Raw genomic sequence first — 17,408 nt, 5'->3', positions numbered from 1 at the left:
GGATCCGAAGGGCCTCCGCTGCCGGGCCTGGTCCGCGACGAGGCTCTATGGGTGGTTAACGTAGAGCCATGGCCAGCAAGCCGGGGCGCGGTTCCCTGCCTACGACGCCCGCGACTTCCAGTCGAATGAGCCGGCAGGCTAGCCGTAATACTGCGGTCGAACGGTCTTTGCGGTCCGTTCTCCATCGCGCGGGTTACCGCTTCCGGGTCCACCAGAGGCCCTTGCGGGACCTGCGTCGCGAGGCAGACATCGTCTTTCGTAAGGCCAGGGTCGCGGTCTTCGTCGACGGATGCTTCTGGCATGCCTGTCCGATACACGGTACGTGGCCGGCTACTAATGTGGAGTTCTGGCGGGCGAAGATCGAAGGAAACGCCGCGCGGGACCGTGAGACGGATACAAGGCTGAGGGCTGCAGGGTGGGAGCCCGTCCGGGTGTGGGAGCACGAGGCGATCGAGGAGGCCGCGCAGCGCGTCATGGCTGTAGTTCGCAGTCGTCTGTAGAAGACTTGAGTGTGTTTTGCCCTGATCAAATCCCGCCACTCAACTCCCGACGGCATGTACTGCTCGGGACAGGCCATCACCTCGGCGTTCGCGACCAGGATGTGCAGCGGCCCGTCCCAGGCGGCGGTGAATGCCGCTACGGAAGCCGGGTCGGCCAGGTCCAGCGGGGCGACGTGCAGTGCGGTGTTGCCAGTGGTGGCGCGGCTCTCCCTCAGGAACGTCGTACCACACCGCGCCCTGGGCGTTGCCCCGCTTGGCGACCAGCTGCTCCAGGTCGGAGCGGAACGCGTGTCTCGCGGGGGAGTAGTCGCCGTGGGCGACGGTGACCTGCCGCGTGGAGTTCGTGGCGGCGAGGTGATCGAGCATGCTCATGATGGGAGTGCAGCCGATGCCCGCGGAGGCGAGTACGACCGGGCCATCCGCGTCGTCCACGCTCACGTCGCCGAACGGCGCGCTCACCCGTACCACGGCGCCCTCGCTCACGCGGTCGTGCAGGAAGTTCGAAACCTCTCCGTCCGGGGCACCGACGATCCGCTTCACCGCGAACCGCAGCGCGTCCGGAGCGGTCCCGGACAGGCTGTACTGCCGGATCTGGTGCGCGCCGTCGGGCAGCTCCACCTGCACCGAGACGTGTACTGCCACGGCCGGGCCGGCGGCAGCGCGCCGTCGTCCACCGGGCGTACGAGGAACGTCGCCCCGTCCGCGGTCTCCTCGTACCGTCCGACGACGCGGTACTCCCGCCAGGTGTCACCATCGGCGGCGCCGGCCTCGGCGTAGAGGCGGGACTCGATGGCGATCAGCGCGTTCGCCATCAGCCAGTACACCTCGTTCCATGCCTGCGCGACCTTGGGCGTGATCGCCTCGCCGAGCACCTCCACCATCGCCTCGAAGAGATACTTGTGCACGATCGCGTACTGGTTGCCCCGGTTGAACAGGTCACGGAGCAGTTTCGGGGTGGGCGGCGAACATCCTCTCGTAGAAGAGACCAGTGATGTCGCCGATCGCCGCGCCGACGGCGGAAAGGGTGACACGATCGTGGCGGCCGACTTCTCCGACAGCATGGCCTACCTCCAAGGTGGTTTCGTGGTGGGACGGTGACGGATCGCGATGGCACGTTGTGCATCGCGTACATGCGCACCTCAGCACGTTCCGGGGCGCCGGGGGGGAAGCTCGTCCTGTGGGCAGGCCTCGCCGATCCCACGATTCCGCCGCAGGGCGTGATTCGTTACTACGACGCCGTATGCCAGTTCGGCGGGACGCACGCCACGCAGACCGCCTCTTCCTCGCGCCAGGCGTGGGTCACTGCGGCGACATACCGGGGGAACAGATCGGGCCCGCTCGCCGATCCGCCTGCTGCGTTGACGTCCTGGGTGGAGCACGGTCACGCGCCGCGGACCATCGAGGCAGTCGGAAAGGGAGACGACGGCAAGGCCGTCCGGACCAGACCGCTGTGCCCCTACCCGCAGGTCGCCCGCTACGACGGTCACGGCAGCACCGACGTCGCGGAGGACTTCACCTGTGCCCGAAGCTACGGGAGGAGTGACAACAGCAGCTTGGCGCGTTCGATGGCGTCGTCGAGGAGTTCGACGTGCTGGCTGGCCCAGTCGAGGCCGGCGAGGATCCGGTGGCACAGGCACGCTGCCACGACGTCCGCGCTGGTGAGCTCGACTGCACGCTCGACGACGACGCGCCGATGGTCCGGATCGGACAGGGACGGCAGCAGGGCCAGCAGGTCCACCGCGACGGTGCCCGTCCCGAAGCCCTCCAGATCCACCACCGCGCTCAGGGCGTCACGCTCGAAGAGCATGTTGCGGAACGTGAAATCGCCGTGAGTCAGGTCGCCGGAAGGCAATGCAGGCACCGGCTTGGGCAGGACGGCCAGCGCCTGCCGGGCGTACGCACTGGTCGCCGGATGGAACTCGTGCTCGCCGATCCCGCCGTTGAGGAACGCCGTGATCATCGCGGACCAGTCGCGGTCGGCCGGCGGCCGGACCGAGCGGTGAAGTTCGGCCGCACCAAGAGCGGCGTCGAGCTGACGGCGGTTCGGCACAGTGGGGGACGTGCCGCGGGCCCAGGAGGTCAGCAGGTACGAGCGGTCCTCGTCCAGCGAACCGCAGCCGATGACCTCCGGCGTCGGGTAACCGAGCACCCGGAGCTCCTGAGCAAGAGGTACGAGACGGTTCAGCTGCGACCGCCACCACGCGCCCTCCTTGACCTTGAGGACCGCGCGCAAAGCGCCTCGCCCCAGCAGCACAACGGTGTCGGAGTACCCGCCGGTCAACCGGCCCAGCACGGTCCACGAGCCGCCGGTGTGCGCGGCGATCGTGGCGAGGTCCTCCCGCGCCAAGAGCGGCGGAGGAGGACCGGGCGTATCCACCCGCAGGATCCGATAGCCCTGCTTCGACGCGGCCCGGCTGGTCGCAAACCCACCGTCGTTCAACCAGCGCTGCAGGGAGTCGGCTCCCATTGCCTGCTTGACGACGAGCCAGGCCGGGGCGCCCGGGTCCAGCCGCGTCAGCCAGTCGGTGAGCAGCTGGTGGAGCGCGTCCTTGCCGATCTTGATCGGCGGGTTGCTGTAGAGGCCGCCGAACCGCAACGACGCGGGAACCTGTTCGGGTTCGGCGACCACGACGTTGGGGAGGTCGCGAGTGTTGGCGCGGGTGAGGTCGAGCGCCCGCCGGTTGACGTCGACCGCCCAGACGCCGGCCAGCGGCTGACGGAGCGCCGTGGCGACCGCGATCGGACCGTAGCCCGTACCCAGGTCGACGACGCCGGTGTACGGGTTCGGCGCGGCGACGTCACGCAGCAGTACCCGCGTTCCCCGATCGACACCGGAGGCGGCGAACACGCCCCGATCGGCACGAAGGTCGACCTGCACGTCGGGCAGGCTGAGCCGCACCGTCGTCGGCTCCGAACGACCGGACGGCTCCACGTCCCAGTAGCCGGTCACCCTGCCGAGAGTACTCCGAGCGCGCCCTCACCCACCCGTCTCGAGGATGGCTCGGAGGGCGGCGATATGACGCGCGTACGCCGAACGGCCGGCACTGGTCAGCTTGAGCCACACGTGATGGCGGGAGTCGACGAGCACCCGCCGCTGCTCGACGTAGCGGCGACCAGCGCGGCCATCACCGGGAAGAACCACGTCGGCAACGGCGGGGCATTGACCTGTGGACGCACCGATGAGTTCCGCGGGGACGGGTAGTTGTAGGGGCATGCAGACTCACACGCTGGAGACTCCCGAGGTCGACCTCGTCTACGACGTGGCCGGCCCGCTGCCGACCGCCGACGGTCGCCCGCCGCTGCTCATGATCGGGCAGCCGATGGACGCGAGCGGGTTCCGCGCGCTGGCCGCGTACTTCCCGGACCGCACCGTGGTCACCTACGACCCGCGCGGCGGCCCTCGCAGCGTCCGCAAGGACGGACGAGGCGAGCAGACCCCGCAGGACTCGGCCCGCGACGTGCGCGCGGTGATCGAGGCGGTCGGAGGCGGACCGGTTCACCTGTTCGCCAGCAGCGGCGGAGCGGTGGTCTCGCTCGCGCTCGTCGCCGCGTTCCCGAACGACGTCGCCGTCCTCGTCGCGCACGAGCCGCCGATGAACCCGGTGCTGCCCGATGGTGCGGCCGCACACCGCGCCCGCGCGCACTACCTGGAGACCTACCAGGCGAAGGGGTACGGCGCGGCGATGGCAGCGTTCCAGGCGATGTATGCCTGGGAGGGCGAGTTCACCGAGGCCTACTTCGCACAACCGGACCCGGACCCCGCGCAGTTCGGACTGCCGGTCGAGGACGACGGCTCGCGGGACAATCCACTGCTGTCCGGGCTGGCCGTGGCCATCACCGACTACCACCCCGACGTGGCCGCCCTGGCCGCGGCGCCGACCCGCGTGGTGATCGCGGTGGGCGAGGAAACCGGCGACGTCTACACGGCCCGCACCGCCCGCGCGACCGCACGGGTGCTCGGCCAGGAAGCGATCGTCTTCCCCAGCCACCACCTCGGCTTCGTCGACGGGCTCGGCCGGCCGGAAGAGTTCGCGGCACGTCTGCGCGAGGTGCTCGACGCGGGGTGAGCCCGTCGCCGGATGCCTGGTCCGGGAAGTACCTCCAGCGCACCCTGATGTCCATCCCCGTCGGGGTGGACATCGGCCTGGAGGCACACCCGGTGACCGCGTCTACGCACCCGTCCACCACGCGGCCGGCAAGATCCACGCCACGGCCGCAGACGCTGAACGCGACGAGGAGTCCGGCACCGACGAGCCGCCGAACTGGTCGGTCCAGCCGGGTTCGCAGCCGGAGGACAAGCACGCCTGACCCGGGTCAGCGATCTAGCCTGCGTCGTCCCCGAACCAGCGCCGGGCCCGCTCGCAGAACGCCTCCACCTCTTCGCGCGGTGCCTCGTAGTCGGTCAGCATCATCGCCGCCTGCAGTTGCTCGGACCGCTTTCCGTCGAAGGCACGTACGACGTCAGCCGTGACGGGCTGGACGACGAAGTGCAGGTGCTTGCGCGCGGACTCACCGTGCGACCACTGGCACACGTACACCTGTTCGGGTTCGCACAGCGCCTCGAGCATCCGGGACGCGTCCCGCAGCAACTGCCCCAACTCCGCCGCCGCGCCGGGGTCGAGGTCCGCGACCGAGACGACATGCAGGCGTGGCGCGACGATCAGCGTGCCGAGGTTCAGCGGTCCGATGACGTGCTGGACGACCCAGTGATCGGTCTGCCGGATGACCCCGCCGGGGAGTTCGCGCCTGCCTGCCCGCAGGTCGCACCCCAGACACCCTCGTACGTCCTGTGCGGGATTCGCACTCACCCGGTCGTCCATGCGGGCAAGGCTCCCACGTCGCAGCTGCTAGGCGTCAGCCCTTTTCGGTGTGGACGCCGCGACCGGGCCCAGGTCCGCCGAGCGTGCCGCCCGGTCCGGCAACGGAGGGAACGGCCGGGCCGGCAGGGTCTGGTACCAGTACGCCACGCTGCTGTAGTCGTCGCTCAGGTCGAACATCCCCTGCTCCGAGCCGGGACCCGCACCGGCGGCGTGGTAGCCCACGTAGTTCGAACCGAAGAAGGCCCGCGCCTTCGCGATGTCGCCGTAGCCGATCTGCTGGATCGTCAGCCTGAGCCGTTCGGCGAAGTGGATCGGGTCCCGCACGTGCAGCCGGTAGATCGAGTAGAAGCCGTTGTCGCCGTCGACGACCGGCGCGCCCTGGTACGGCGTCAGCACCCAGCCGAGTCCCCACGCCGAACCCATGTAGTCCTCCGCGCCGGTTCCGCAGATGGTCGGGTGGTCGGTGTCCCCGTCGATGAAGAACTTCGGCTCGCCCTCGCCCCACCAGCAGTCGCGATAACGAGCGCGTACGCCGAGAACCGTTCCGACGTACACGCCGCGGCCCTCCACCCCGTCGAGGATCGTGTAGTCCTCGTGCAGCGGGCACGGGTTGCTCCGCCGGAACTGCGCGTGGAAGTAGCCGGTCGACTCATCCAGCGTGTCGCCGACGGTGAAGTCCACCTGGTAGAAGAGCATCGACACGTCGGACTCGGAGTCGTTGTGCACGGTGATGACCGCGCGCTCCCGGAACGGCATCGGGATCCAGCAGTTGAAGCCCTTGCCCTCCTGCATCGAGACCAGCTCCGACGCCATCTCGGTCTGCCGGCCGTGCGCGACGCCGAAGAAGTCACCGAGCGGCACCTCGACGCTGGGATGGTCCTGCCCGTCCCAGTACATCCGGACGATCAGGTTGCGCAGGTGGTCGGGATTGCCGGGCGGAACGGTGCACCAGATGTGGCGTACGACGCCGGGACCCTCGTGGTCCAGCAGCGTCGCGGTTTCGCCCTTCGCCAGCGGTGACAGGCACGGCGCGCCCTTCCTGCCGTTGCCTGCACGGCCGCCTTCACCCGGCGCGGCGGTCGGGTTCTCCGCGGTGGCCGCTCTGCTCGAGACGTTCCTCAGTTCGTACAGCACCGGTCGGCTCACACCTTCCTGGAGTTCTCTGCGGATCACGTCACCGTACTTTGACGTCCGGTCGGCAGGTCCGCGGGAGGGAGCGGGTTCCCTCCCGCGAGGGAGCCACCCGGATCGCCGCTGGGAGAGGTTCGTGTGGTTGCCCCGGGCGGAGCGGCGGCGAAGAACGCGACGTCGGTGCAGGCGCCGGCCTCGACGTCGACCGGCATCCCGCCGGGAAGCGTGGTGGGAACGGTGACCGGCACGCTTCCGGACTGGTTCCCACCCGGTTGGGCCGGCGACCGCGTGCGGTTCGACATCGACGCGCACGGCAACCCGATGGACACCGCCGGGACGTTCAAGGTTTTCCACGGCGTGGGTACGACGGACGAGGCCAGGGCCGAGTTCGAGGGCGACATCACCTGCCTGACCGTCGCCGGTCCGGTGGCCGTCGCCACCGGCGTCATCACTGATGGCTACGCGCACTTTCCCGGCCGGGACAACCCCGACGTGACGGGGACGAAGGTCTCCTTCACGGTGCTCGACCAGGGCGGCCACGACCGGATGTACTGGGCGTGGGAGTTCGCCAACGCGCCGATCAACGAGTGCACGGGCCTTGCTCCGATGTTCCGCCCCAGCCACAGCAACTTCCGGGTACGCAGCCATGACTGACCGCCAGCCACACCGCCACCCACACCACCACCCACACCACCACCCACATCGCCAAGAGGACACGCCGAGGCCGGCCGAGCGAATCGGTCCGGCCTCGGCCATGCTCGCCTTGCCCCGGTGAAAGCGCCCGTACCTGTGGTAGCTTCAATCCCGGTTGGGCAGCTAGCCATGCGGCACCATCGCGGCAACTTCGAGTTGTTCGAGGCCACCATGAGCGAGCACCCAGTTCTCCTCAGCCGTTCCTCCAGGCACGGCTACGTCCCTGAGCAGGGCGATCCTTCCGACAGCTCGCTTCTCTCGTTCGGCAACTCACCCGAAACCGCCGGTCTGGTCACCGGACCGTGGCCCGAGCCGCCTCGGCATCTCGAGGTGACCTGGAGCACGGACGAGCAAGGCCACCTTGACGCCGCGATCGTCGGTCACACCTGAACGTTCCATGAGACACACCCAGACGTGCACCTGGACCCTGTGCTGACCCGGCGGAGACCCGAGCGGCGATGACGCCGCCCGGATGCGACCCGCCCACAGGGCAGCCGACCCGGACCCCGTCGACTGCCCAGCCACTGCAATCGGGGTGCCCGAGGAGGCGTCATGACCGACCTCGACGAACCCCGACAGGTGCACGCGGAACCACGTTCCGCCATCGCCACGAAGAGAGTCACCGGCCATCGCGTTCTGCTGATCACCATCGACGAGGACCTCGGAACCGCCACGTACGCGTACGGCTACCGAGCCGTCTCCGATGTCATCACGGGCGTGGACGGACAGCGAACCGTGCAGGTAACCCGGGACTCGGGACCTCCCAGACACGCGGACAGCGTTGCCTGGCCGGCCGAACTCGTGCTGATTACCTGCGCACCAGGATGCGCCTGCCAGTCCTGACCCTGGCCTCGCCGATCCCGGCCATCAGTCGTCGTGACCCTCAGTCGGAGTCCACGTCGTCGAGCGGGACACGCCGGGCCACGACGTCTCGGGCAAGGGCGAGCAGCGGCCTGTCCTCGGCGTAGGCACGCGCCCGCAGGCGGGTGAACGCCTCGTCGAGTTCGACGTTCAGGTGCGCGGCCAGCATGCCGGTGGCCACATGCACCTCGTGGTACGACAACGGCAGATCGCCGCTGCTCGGCGCGGGGTCCGGTTCCGGAGGGTCGTCCGCCGGCGGGTCACCAAGCTGCCGGAGCAGTGCGTACACCGCGAGGTCGGCGAGAACGGCGGCATCGGTCAGCGCGTCCGGCGTCATCCGGCCGGCCGTACGGCAGAAGAGATCGAGGGTTCCCAGCCGGATCGCACCGACCTGCAGGGGAAACGCGACGACGGCGACGAGACCCAGACTTCCCACCGCCTGGACGAACCCCGGCCAGCGGGCGTGCTCAGCGCTCAGATACGGCGCGAGTACGAAGTTCCCCGTCTTGAAAGCGTCCAGCCCGGGGCCCTCACCGAGGGTGTACTGCAACTCCTCGAGGCTCGCCGCCCACTCGTCGCTGGCGCCCCACGTCTCCTGCACCCAAGAGTTTGCGCGTACGGTCAGGGTTGCCGCGTCCACGCCGTCGACCAGCGACACGACGGCAGCGCACACCGCCCCTACCCACCGGGTCGAGCCGGAGTCCTCTACCCGTGCGGTGATGCTGTGCCACAGGCGTTGGTAGCGCTCCTCGTCCACAGATCTGCTCCTGACTGATCTGATGCGCGCGTTCCCTGTCACGTAAGGCGTTCTCTCCTCCTGGTGCTTCCCGGAACCAGACCGGGCAAAAGTCACCGGTGTGCCTGTGTCGGCCGTGTTGCTCTCTCCGTGACGTCGCGTGGGGTCGCGGGAGGTCAGTCCAGCCCGGCGGAGCGGTCCAGGTCGGCTGGACTCAACGATCCGCCGCTGAGGGCATGCGCCACTCCCCGGGTTCAGCGTAGAGGAGGTTCAGCCCACCGACCGCTCTGCCGTCCAGTCGCAGGCCACCTCGCGCAACTTGATGTTGCGGTTCTGCGAGATCTGGCGCAGGACCTGGAATGCTTCCTCGCTGTTCAGGCGGTGGCGCTCCACTCCGGCGGACTACCCGGCCACGATCCACCAAAACGACATCGAGGCCTGCGGGCGGCCGCTTTCGCTATGCGTACAGGCGGTGTTGCCGGGTAGCCCAGTACTGATGTCCCGCTGGCCCGGAAGGAGCGCCAGATGATCGACGCCACCGCTGCACTCGGCCGCCCGGCGGACGAGCAGCACAAGTACGAACACGGGCACGACCAGCCACTGCGCGGTTATCTCGCGGCGATGGCGGTGTACGCCGGTGGCACCGGAGCCGTCTCCGCACTGGCCCGGGTGACCGGCCGGCGACTGCCCGAACGCGTCGCGCTCACCGACGTGATCCTCGGCGGCATCGCCACCCACAAGTTCGCGCGCATTCTCGCCAAGGACGCCGTGACCAGCCCGGCCCGGGTGCCGTTCACGCAGTTCGAGGGAGCGGCCGGCTCAGCCGAGCTGAACGAGAGCGTGCGAGACGACAGCGAGGTACGCCACGGGATCGGGGAGCTCGTCACCTGTCCGTTCTGCCTCGCGCCGTGGATCGCGACCGGATACGTCGCGGCGCTGACGTTCGCACCGAGAGTGGCCCGGGCCTGGTCCTCGGCCATGACCATGGTGGCGATCTCGGACGTCCTCCAGCACGTGTACGCGCGGATCCGCACCGAGTGACGTCTGCGCGGCGCTGCCGCCTGCCGCTGTCCGCGGATACGGGCCTCCTGCTCGGGTACGACGGTAGTGCAGGCCGCAACCAGTGAGGAGCAGCTGGCAGTCTGACGGAGGTGCTGCCACTGCGGTGGTCACGGGGGGCGCGGGGGTCATGAAGTGTGGAGACCTACGGTGGTTGTAGCCCCGTAGGTCTCCACACTTGTATGCCAATGCCGAGCTGGGAAGACTTATGGGGGCTATGACACCCAAAAGTCTTCCCAGCTTGCCAAACTGTCGTCAGGTCGGCGTCGTCCGGCCAGGTCGGCGGCTACTCCCAGACCGTCGCCTGCTCGGCGAAGTCGTCCGTGTGCGGCGTGATGACGCCCGTTCGATCCACCAGATCCTCTACCTGTAAGCGATTCTGCGCCGTGCTGATGGTCGACGGATCGCCGGTGGTGGTGCGGGCAGCCGACGGGGGCTTGAGCCGACTGCCCGGTCTTGGGGGTGGTTGGCGATCTCGTGAGCGAGACACCCGGCGTGGCCAGGGTGCCGTCGGAACACCGATCAGGTGGAACGGAGAGACTGCTCCGGTCGCGGACATGGACAAACAATGCGTGGAGCTTGGTCAGGTAAAGAAAGAAGATGTCGAGTCGTGGTCGGCTTCGCGGGCACGTCATGCGGTGACGCCGCATCGGCTGACTGTTCAACCACCACCGCACCTACCCCTGTTGATCGCCAACAACCGTAGAGCGCAGGAAAAGATCGCGGCGGTTTCGGCTCACCCGGCTGCCGGGTTGCGCCGGCTGTGGTCGGCGTCGCGGATCCGGGTGGTCGTCTCGTCGAGGGAGCTGATGCGTTCGGCGAGCACCCGGTGCTTTCGCCGCAGCGCGGGTTCGCTGGCCCGCAGCGGGGCGAGGAGCGCGGCGGCGTCGTCGTGCCCCAACGCGGCGTGGATGGCCTCGCGAGCCGCTCGCCCGCCCTGGTCGCGCACGGGAAGCGCACTGATCTGGCCGGCCAGCTCACGAAGCTGGGCGGCGTGGGCACGAGCCCACGCCGCCACGGCCCGGTCGCCGGAACGCCGGTCGCGGGTGGTCTGGACGCGTTGTTCGCGGGTGGTGGCGGCCTGGTCGCCGGCCTGGGGGTTGAGCCGCAGGAAGCGGCGCTCGGCGGCCTGGCGGCTGGCCAGTCCCAGCGCCGGGGCGATCTCGGTCCAGGTGAGCCCCTGCGTACGCGCGGCGTCGATCAGGGACGGCTCCCAGGCCGCGAGCTGGTCGCGGAGCCGACGAAGCGTCCCGAGAGCCTCCAGGACGACCTGCCCGTCAGCACCCCGGTCGAGCCGGGCCATCAGGTCAGACAGCTCGGCCATCGCCTCAGCCGCGGTCGACGCGTTGCCCGTCGGGGCGGGCCCGGGCGCGGGCCGCCGGGTCCGCTGCCCGGAGGTGTCGTGCGTTCGGGCCATCGGTCGGCGCTCCCGGGAGGTCGGACGAAATGTCAGCGCGATGCTGACGGAATTACTTGTCATCGGTTCGATGACATGCTACAAGGTACTCGTGCATTGACGAACTCCCGTCCAAGTCGACGATCAGGAGGTGCAGGGGACGATGTTGATGCGCACGGACCCCTTCCGGCAGTTGGACCGACTCGCCCAGCAGACTCTCGGCGGAGGCAACTCTCCTGGCACGTGGTCCCGGCCGAACCCGATGCCGATGGACGCTTACCGCTCCGGTGACCACTTCGTGGTCGCGTTCGATCTTCCCGGTACCACCGCGGACGCGATCGAACTCGACGTCGAGCGCAACGTGCTCACCGTCCGCGCCGAACGCCGCCCGCCCGAGGTGGGCGAGGGCGTGGAGATGCAGGTCTGCGAACGCCCGCTCGGTGTCTTCTCCCGGCAGCTCTTCCTCGGTGACACGTTGGACACCGAGCATCTCGAGGCGACGTACGAAGCCGGCGTACTGACACTGCGGATTCCCGTCGCCGAGAAGGCCAAGCCCCGCAGGATCTCCATCTCCAGTACCGATTCGGAGAAGAAGCAGATCAACGCCTGAGCGGCGCCTCGGCGCCGACCGACCAGGAGACGACCCGCAGCGGACATCGTGGGAAGGCTGGTGGCGACAGTGGCTGGTACGCACATCGCCGACGAAGCGGCGGCGTTCCTCGATCTGGTCTGCGGCGATCCGGGCCTGCTCCGCGCGGAGTTCGACGAGCTGGTGGCGGCGTGCTGGGAGGAGCCACCCCCTCCGCCCGTACGCCGCCTGGGCCCTCCGCGGCGACCGCCACGGCGGCCTCGGCGGTTCCGCGGAAGGCAGCGTCACACCCGCACCGGAAGGCTCGAGTCCTCGGCGGTTTCCCGTAGCGCGGGTGGCCGGCAGCGAGGCCCGCCCAGCCCGGTTCGGATGCCGGAGCACAGCTGAAAGCACGACTCGTAAGGCTGAAGACGACCAGGAGGTGAGGTCCAGCTCCTCGACGAATCTGCTCGAACGACGGCGGTGCGATGCCTGCCGAGTCCCTCGCAACCCCGAGCGCAGCGGCATCTTCGGCTCCCACTCACGTCCGGTTCAGGACTCGACGGCACCCGGCAGGCATCGCACCGCCCACAGCAGTCAATGACAGTTCCACCCGCGGACTGCGCTCATGGCAGTCACGCCCCGTCTGGTCCACGGAGGAAACCTCGACATGGCCGTCACCGTCCTTGCCCCAGCCCCGAAGTCGTCGCGGATCGCGAACACCGAGCCCCTCGCGCGTCACCTGCGCTGGCTCGAGGACGTTCTGGACACCCTCGCGACCTGGGAGGACGCTGACGACTTCCTGATCCTCCCCGTGCCACTGGCCGGGCAGCAGTCCCTTCATGCCGTACGCCGCGTCCAGGACGGTCTGGTCACCGGCGGGCCGGTTCGCCATGACGACGTACGCCTCCTCCGCCGCGCTCTGCACGTCCTGCGAGACGGTGCCGCCGACGGTGACGACGACCTCGCCGAGGCGTTGCGGGCACACGCGCCGTTCGGCCGGCCACCGGTCCACCTGCTCGGCGAACTTCTCACCGATCTCGTTCACGTCCAGCCCGAGTACGCCGACGAGGCGGCGTGACCCGGCTCTACCGCGGGTGCAGCAGCGAGTCCACCGGCGACGCGGTGATCTCCTCGGCCACCTCCTGAAGCACCGCGGAGGTGACCTCTCCCCCGTGCCGCATCGTGCCGAATCGTGCCGGAGCGGGCAAAGTGTCGATCGGCGGACACCTCGTTCGTCACCGACCCGAACGGGCCGACCGAGCCCCCGCACGAAACGGACATCAGCCATGGCGAAGTACCTGGTGCTCATCTACGGCGACGAGCAGAAGTGGGACGCGTTGACGGCCGAGGAGGTGCAGGACTACATGAAGGCGCACGGCGAGTTCGCAGCCGCGGCCGGGTCCGGCTTGCTCGGCGGCAACGAACTGGAGTCGACGAGCGCGGCGACCAGCCTGCGCAACGACGCTTCCGGGCGGCTGATGGTCACCGACGGGCCGTTCGTGGAGACCAAGGAGGTGCTCGGCGGCTACTACCTGCTGGAGGCCTCGGACCTCGATGAGGCGATCAAGCTGGCGTCCCGGCTGCCGGAAGTGCAGACCCGGCACGGCGGGGTGGAGATCCGGCCGGTCCGCGTCCGGGACTGAGCCCCCACGCCGGCCGGCGTCCGAGCCCACCGGCCGGCGTCAGCGGTTCAGGCCGGCGACCAGGTTGATGAGCAGGGCGAGGATGACCGCGCCGAAGAGGTACGACATCAGCGCCTGCCGCAGCACGTGGGCGCGAAAGGCGGAGTTGCGCAGCTCGGTGTCGGAGACCTGGTAGGTCATCCCGACGGTGAAGGCGATGTAGGCGAAGTCGACGAAGCGCGGTTGGGCATCGGGGTCGCTGTCGTGGAAGTCCACGCCACCGCGGGCGTCCGAGTAGTACAGCCGGGCGTACCGAAGCGTGAAGATCGTGTGCACCACCACCCACGAGACGATCACGCTGGCGACCCCGAGCCCGACGTGCAGGACGACATCGAGCGGTTGCCGGTCGTTCGCTCGTACGATCATCCAGCCGATCGCGAGCAGGCTGGCCAGCGCGGCCACGAGCAGCACCAGATCGGCGACGGCGCGGGTGGGGTCCTCCCGGCTCGCGTCGGCGGCGGTCGCCGGGCCGTCGAGCGGGCCGACACGTCGCCAGATGACGAACAGGAAGGCCAGCGCGCCCACGTCCCAGCCGATCAGGGGAAGGTACGGCGCCGGCAGTGCGAGCGCGGCGACGGCCGCCGCGACCAGCCCGCAGGCGGTCGCGACCAGCACGGCCCGGCGCGCTGATGCGCCGGCCGCGTTCGACACCCGTCTGGACCGCGTCACCTGCACACGTACCTTCCCGACGTACTCCGCGCACCCTTCCGGCGAAGACCTGTGGCATGCACTACCTACCGATCAGGCCGCCACGTAAAACCGCCCCGCGTCCACGATCGGCCGCCGGCGGACGGCGACGGCGGTGGTCACGACGTACGTGCGTAGCTACTTTGAGTCATGCGAATAACCGACGTGAAGGTCGATGTGGTCGACGCACCACCAGGACCGACCTACCGCTGGCGCAGAGGAATTCCCGGTTCGTCGCCGGGCAACCTGGCGGTCGTCCGCGTTCTCACCGACTCGGGCGTCGAAGGTGTGGCCTACGCCCGAAGGGGATCCATCGTGGCCGAGGTCGTCGCCCGGCGGCTGCGGGACGAACTCGTCGGCCAGAACCCCTTGCTGCGCGAGTACCTCTGGCACCGGGTCTGGGAGGTCGACCGGATCGAAGAACTCCCGATCTACGCCCTCGGCGTCCTCGACGTCGCCCTGTGGGACCTTGCGGGCAAGGCCGCGGGAGTGCCGGTCCACCAACTGCTCGGCGGCTTCCGCACGTCGATTCCCGCCTACGCGAGCACCGTCACCTTCGCCTCGGTGGAGGAGTACCTCGACGTCGCCGACCAGTGCCTCGCGCTCGGCTACCCGGCGATCAAGCTGCACGCCTGGGGCGATGCCCGTGAGGACGCCAGGCTCTGCGTGGCCCTGCGCGAGCACGTGGGCGACGAGGTGCCGCTGATGTACGACGGGTCGGCGGGCTTCGACCTTCCCGACGCGCTCTACCTCGGTCACGCCCTCTCCGACGCGGGATACCTCTGGTACGAGGAGCCGATGCGTGAGTTCAGCATCACCGCCTACCGCATCCTTTCGGAGAAGGTGAGAATCCCGCTGCTGGTGGCGGAAACCTCCGACGGCGCACACATGAACACCGCGGACTTCATCACCGCGGTGTCACCGGCATTCGTCCGCACCAGTGCCGCGTTCAAGGGCGGGATCACCGGCGCGATGCGGATCGCCCACCTGGCCGACGCGTTCCGGATCCGGGCGGAGGTGCACGGCGGCGGAGTCGTCAATCGGAACCTGTGCATGGCGATCCCCAACACGACGTACTACGAGTCCCTGATCTACACCAACCCGGTACAGCGCGAAGCCGCAGTCGGGCCCGACGGGCACGTCCAGGCCCCGACTGCTCCCGGCATCGGACACGACATGTGACCCACGGGCCGGCCGTCAACCTCGGCCTGCACCCACACCATCGACTCGGTGGAGGGCAGACGCGATGGATGATCCGAAGGCAGCAGGAGGGTTGAGCCGCAAGGCTTTCGTCCGGACCGCCGTGGCGGCGGGGGCGGCGTTCTCCCTGCCGGGCTGTCAGTTCTTCGCCACCGACCCGCAGAAACCGCGGTCGCGAGACGGCGGCGCGGCGGACGGGTCCGGCCGGGCCGGTGGGCGTACCGAGAAGGAAGCACCTGTGCTGGCCGCGCTGGTGAGGCAGGGGAAGCTGCCGCCGCTGAAGGACCGGCTGCCGTCCAACCCCCTCGTCGTCACGCCGGTCGACCGAGTAGGCACCTACGGGGGAATCTGGCACTCGTTGCTGGTGAGCGGCGACTATGCCGCGTGGATGGATCGGCAGCAGCGTTACAACGGCCTGCTCCGCTACAACCGCGACTGGAGCGGGATCATCCCGGACCTGGCCGAGTCGTACGACGTCGGCAAGGACGGTAGGGAGTACGTCTTCCGGCTCCGGCAGGGCGTGAGGTGGTCCGACGGTCATCCGTTCACCGCAGACGACATCATGTTCTGGTACGACGACCTCTTCATGAACGACGAGCTGACACCGGTGCGTCCGACGGACATGCTGAGCAGCGGCAAGCCGCCGAAGGTGGAGAAGATCGACGACCACACGGTCGTCTTCCGGTACGACACTCCTCACGGGCTTCTGCCGCGGGTGCTGGCCGGAGGGTACGGCGACGAGATCATCGGCAAGCCCCGCCACTACCTTCAGCGCTTCCACCGGAAGTACAACCCGGACGGAATCGCGAAGCTGGTCAAGAATGCTCGCCTGGACGACTGGGTGCAGCTGTTCCTGAACCAGGCCGACTGGTCGACCAACCCCGACCTGCCCGTGCTCAGCGCCTGGGTGGTCACATCGCCACTGGGCAACGGACTCGACCGCATCATCGCCAAGCGGAATCCGTACTTCTGGAAGGTCGACACCGAGGGACGGCAGCTTCCCTACATCGACGAGATCCACTACTACGTCATGGCCAACCTCGAAGCAGCACTGCTGAAGACGCAGAACGGCGAGTTCGGCGAGGTGGACCGGCACATCAACATCCTGCGGAACAAGCCGGTGCTGGCGCGGAGCAGGAAGCAGGGCAACTACGACTTCTTCGACCTCACCTCAGAACTCGTCAACGACGCCGTGATCACCCTCAACCTCACGCACAAGGATCCGGTGAAGCGGCAGATCTACCGCAACAAGGACTTCCGGATCGGACTGTCGTACGCCCTGAACCGGCAGGAGATCATCAACACCGTCTACCAGCGCCAGGGCGAACCATGGCAGACGTCGCCGCGGCGGGAGTCGAAGTACTACAACGAACGACTCGCCAAGCAGTACACCGCGTACGACGTGGCGAAGGCGAACGCCTACCTCGACCGCGCGGGCTTCAGCCGGCGCGACGGATCAGGCTATCGGCTCGGTCCCGACGGAAACCGCATCTCGATCCTGCTCGAGTGCACCGGACAGTGGGACAGTCCGGCACTTCCCGACGTCGCCGACTTCGTCAGCCGCTACTGGCGCGAGGTCGGGCTCGTGTCGGAACCGCGAGTGTGGAACGCCACCCTGATGGCGACGCGTACCGAGGCCAACCTGCCGGACGCCTCCATCGACGTCGACTTCGGTGGGCTCAACATCCTGATGGACCCTCGTGCGGTCTTCCCGCACCACGGGACCGAGCACTTCGTGCCCTGGGTGCAGTGGTACGAGAGCGGCGGCAAGGCCGGCGAGAAGCCGCCCGCGCCCATCCGTCGCCAGATGACGCTCTACGACGAGATCCGGACGACGGTCGACGAGAAGCGACAGGACGAACTCATGCGTCAGGTTGTGCAGATCGCCGCCGAGGAGTTCACGCTGATCGGGGTCGTCCTGCCCGCCACGGGGTACGGCATCGTGCGCAACGACTTCCACAACGTCCCGAAGTCCATGATCGCCAGCACGGGTGCGTGGTACCCGACCCCGGGACCGACCGACCCGCACCAGTACTTCATCTCCCCGGACTGAAGCGGCGGTTTCGGCCGGC

21 protein-coding genes and 2 pseudogenes are annotated in these 17,408 nt (G+C 68.8%); 14 read left to right on the top strand and 9 right to left on the bottom strand.

What is annotated here, in order from left to right; all coding sequences use genetic code 11:
* The first annotated feature begins 68 nt into the window (after window positions 1–68).
* Window positions 69–500 (top strand): very short patch repair endonuclease, encoded by a 432-nt coding sequence (locus ABZV93_RS24115; protein ID WP_354939924.1) that lies wholly within the window; start codon window positions 69–71, stop codon window positions 498–500.
* A 39-nt stretch (window positions 501–539) separates the two neighbouring features.
* On the opposite strand, the gene ABZV93_RS24110 is transcribed toward ABZV93_RS24115, so the two are convergent.
* Window positions 540–1,118, bottom strand: a complete 579-nt coding sequence (locus ABZV93_RS24110; protein ID WP_354939922.1) for a hypothetical protein — start codon at window positions 1,116–1,118, stop codon at window positions 540–542.
* Complete coding sequence (locus tag ABZV93_RS24105) at window positions 1,037–1,561, bottom strand: hypothetical protein (RefSeq protein WP_354939919.1); 525 nt, start codon at window positions 1,559–1,561, stop codon at window positions 1,037–1,039. The genes ABZV93_RS24110 and ABZV93_RS24105 overlap by 82 nt, the downstream gene beginning before the upstream one ends.
* Before the next feature lie 69 nt (window positions 1,562–1,630).
* Here ABZV93_RS24105 and ABZV93_RS24100 point away from each other — a divergent pair.
* Window positions 1,631–2,011 (top strand): annotated as a pseudogene (locus ABZV93_RS24100) (tannase/feruloyl esterase family alpha/beta hydrolase); the annotation flags it as partial.
* 17 nt (window positions 2,012–2,028) lie between these two features.
* On the opposite strand, the gene ABZV93_RS24095 reads toward ABZV93_RS24100, so the two are convergent.
* Entirely contained in the window at window positions 2,029–3,450 is a 1,422-nt protein-coding gene (locus ABZV93_RS24095) for a methyltransferase (protein WP_354939916.1), read from the bottom strand.
* 117 nt (window positions 3,451–3,567) lie between these two features.
* Between ABZV93_RS24095 and ABZV93_RS24090 the strand changes: the two genes are divergently transcribed.
* From ABZV93_RS24090 to ABZV93_RS24080, 3 genes and pseudogenes are all read left to right on the top strand, one after another.
* Window positions 3,568–3,702, top strand: a complete 135-nt coding sequence (locus ABZV93_RS24090; RefSeq protein WP_354939913.1) for a hypothetical protein — start codon at window positions 3,568–3,570, stop codon at window positions 3,700–3,702.
* A gap of 10 nt (window positions 3,703–3,712) precedes the next feature.
* On the top strand, window positions 3,713–4,567 hold the full coding sequence (locus ABZV93_RS24085) for an alpha/beta hydrolase (protein WP_354939911.1): 855 nt from the start codon (window positions 3,713–3,715) through the stop codon (window positions 4,565–4,567).
* 14 nt (window positions 4,568–4,581) lie between these two features.
* Window positions 4,582–4,808, top strand: a pseudogene (locus tag ABZV93_RS24080) (hypothetical protein); the annotation flags it as partial.
* 14 nt (window positions 4,809–4,822) lie between these two features.
* Here ABZV93_RS24080 and ABZV93_RS24075 read toward each other — a convergent pair.
* On the bottom strand, window positions 4,823–5,320 hold the full coding sequence (locus tag ABZV93_RS24075; RefSeq protein ID WP_354939908.1) for a hypothetical protein: 498 nt from the start codon (window positions 5,318–5,320) through the stop codon (window positions 4,823–4,825).
* A 27-nt stretch (window positions 5,321–5,347) separates the two neighbouring features.
* Complete coding sequence (locus ABZV93_RS24070) at window positions 5,348–6,454, bottom strand: glycoside hydrolase family 172 protein (RefSeq protein WP_354939905.1); 1,107 nt, start codon at window positions 6,452–6,454, stop codon at window positions 5,348–5,350.
* 135 nt (window positions 6,455–6,589) lie between these two features.
* Here ABZV93_RS24070 and ABZV93_RS24065 point away from each other — a divergent pair, with 135 nt between their 5' ends.
* The 3 genes from ABZV93_RS24065 (at window position 6,590) to ABZV93_RS24055 (ending at window position 7,987) form a co-directional block, all read left to right on the top strand.
* The gene (locus tag ABZV93_RS24065) at window positions 6,590–7,105 is read left to right on the top strand and encodes a hypothetical protein (protein ID WP_354939902.1); all 516 of its coding nucleotides are present in this window, start codon (window positions 6,590–6,592) and stop codon (window positions 7,103–7,105) included.
* 168 nt (window positions 7,106–7,273) lie between these two features.
* The gene (locus ABZV93_RS24060; protein ID WP_354939900.1) at window positions 7,274–7,534 is read left to right on the top strand and encodes a hypothetical protein; all 261 of its coding nucleotides are present in this window, start codon (window positions 7,274–7,276) and stop codon (window positions 7,532–7,534) included.
* Between the two features lie 162 nt (window positions 7,535–7,696).
* On the top strand, window positions 7,697–7,987 hold the full coding sequence (locus tag ABZV93_RS24055; protein WP_354939897.1) for a hypothetical protein: 291 nt from the start codon (window positions 7,697–7,699) through the stop codon (window positions 7,985–7,987).
* A gap of 40 nt (window positions 7,988–8,027) precedes the next feature.
* Here ABZV93_RS24055 and ABZV93_RS24050 read toward each other — a convergent pair whose 3' ends face one another.
* Window positions 8,028–8,762 (bottom strand): ANTAR domain-containing protein, encoded by a 735-nt coding sequence (locus ABZV93_RS24050; RefSeq protein ID WP_354939894.1) that lies wholly within the window; start codon window positions 8,760–8,762, stop codon window positions 8,028–8,030.
* A 249-nt stretch (window positions 8,763–9,011) separates the two neighbouring features.
* The gene (locus tag ABZV93_RS24045; RefSeq protein WP_354939891.1) at window positions 9,012–9,134 is read right to left on the bottom strand and encodes an ANTAR domain-containing protein; all 123 of its coding nucleotides are present in this window, start codon (window positions 9,132–9,134) and stop codon (window positions 9,012–9,014) included.
* 132 nt (window positions 9,135–9,266) lie between these two features.
* Here ABZV93_RS24045 and ABZV93_RS24040 point away from each other — a divergent pair, with 132 nt between their 5' ends.
* Window positions 9,267–9,782 carry a DUF1360 domain-containing protein gene (locus ABZV93_RS24040; RefSeq protein WP_354939888.1) on the top strand — a complete coding sequence of 172 codons (516 nt, stop codon included), beginning with the start codon at window positions 9,267–9,269 and terminating at the stop codon, window positions 9,780–9,782.
* A 754-nt stretch (window positions 9,783–10,536) separates the two neighbouring features.
* Here ABZV93_RS24040 and ABZV93_RS24035 read toward each other — a convergent pair.
* Complete coding sequence (locus tag ABZV93_RS24035) at window positions 10,537–11,280, bottom strand: hypothetical protein (protein WP_354939885.1); 744 nt, start codon at window positions 11,278–11,280, stop codon at window positions 10,537–10,539.
* Window positions 11,281–11,359: 79 nt separating this feature from the next.
* Between ABZV93_RS24035 and ABZV93_RS24030 the strand changes: the two genes are divergently transcribed.
* The 3 genes from ABZV93_RS24030 (at window position 11,360) to ABZV93_RS24020 (ending at window position 13,410) form a co-directional block, all read left to right on the top strand.
* Entirely contained in the window at window positions 11,360–11,806 is a 447-nt protein-coding gene (locus ABZV93_RS24030; RefSeq protein ID WP_354939882.1) for an Hsp20/alpha crystallin family protein, read from the top strand.
* A gap of 628 nt (window positions 11,807–12,434) precedes the next feature.
* Window positions 12,435–12,845: a hypothetical protein gene (locus ABZV93_RS24025; protein WP_354939879.1), complete on the top strand. Its 411-nt coding sequence runs from the start codon at window positions 12,435–12,437 to the stop codon at window positions 12,843–12,845.
* A gap of 208 nt (window positions 12,846–13,053) precedes the next feature.
* Window positions 13,054–13,410: a YciI family protein gene (locus ABZV93_RS24020; RefSeq protein ID WP_354939876.1), complete on the top strand. Its 357-nt coding sequence runs from the start codon at window positions 13,054–13,056 to the stop codon at window positions 13,408–13,410.
* Window positions 13,411–13,449: 39 nt separating this feature from the next.
* Here the strand turns inward: ABZV93_RS24020 and ABZV93_RS24015 are convergent, their stop codons facing one another.
* Window positions 13,450–14,118 (bottom strand): DUF1345 domain-containing protein, encoded by a 669-nt coding sequence (locus tag ABZV93_RS24015; protein WP_354939873.1) that lies wholly within the window; start codon window positions 14,116–14,118, stop codon window positions 13,450–13,452.
* 168 nt (window positions 14,119–14,286) lie between these two features.
* Between ABZV93_RS24015 and ABZV93_RS24010 the strand changes: the two genes are divergently transcribed.
* The gene (locus tag ABZV93_RS24010; RefSeq protein ID WP_354939870.1) at window positions 14,287–15,318 is read left to right on the top strand and encodes an enolase C-terminal domain-like protein; all 1,032 of its coding nucleotides are present in this window, start codon (window positions 14,287–14,289) and stop codon (window positions 15,316–15,318) included.
* Window positions 15,319–15,382: 64 nt separating this feature from the next.
* Window positions 15,383–17,389, top strand: a complete 2,007-nt coding sequence (locus ABZV93_RS24005) for an ABC transporter substrate-binding protein (RefSeq protein ID WP_354939867.1) — start codon at window positions 15,383–15,385, stop codon at window positions 17,387–17,389.
* Window positions 17,390–17,408: the final 19 nt, after the last annotated feature.

The organism is Actinopolymorpha sp. NPDC004070 (assembly GCF_040610475.1).
In the GTDB taxonomy this organism is placed as follows: domain Bacteria; phylum Actinomycetota; class Actinomycetes; order Propionibacteriales; family Actinopolymorphaceae; genus Actinopolymorpha.
This window is presented reverse-complemented; position numbering and strand designations above follow the sequence as displayed.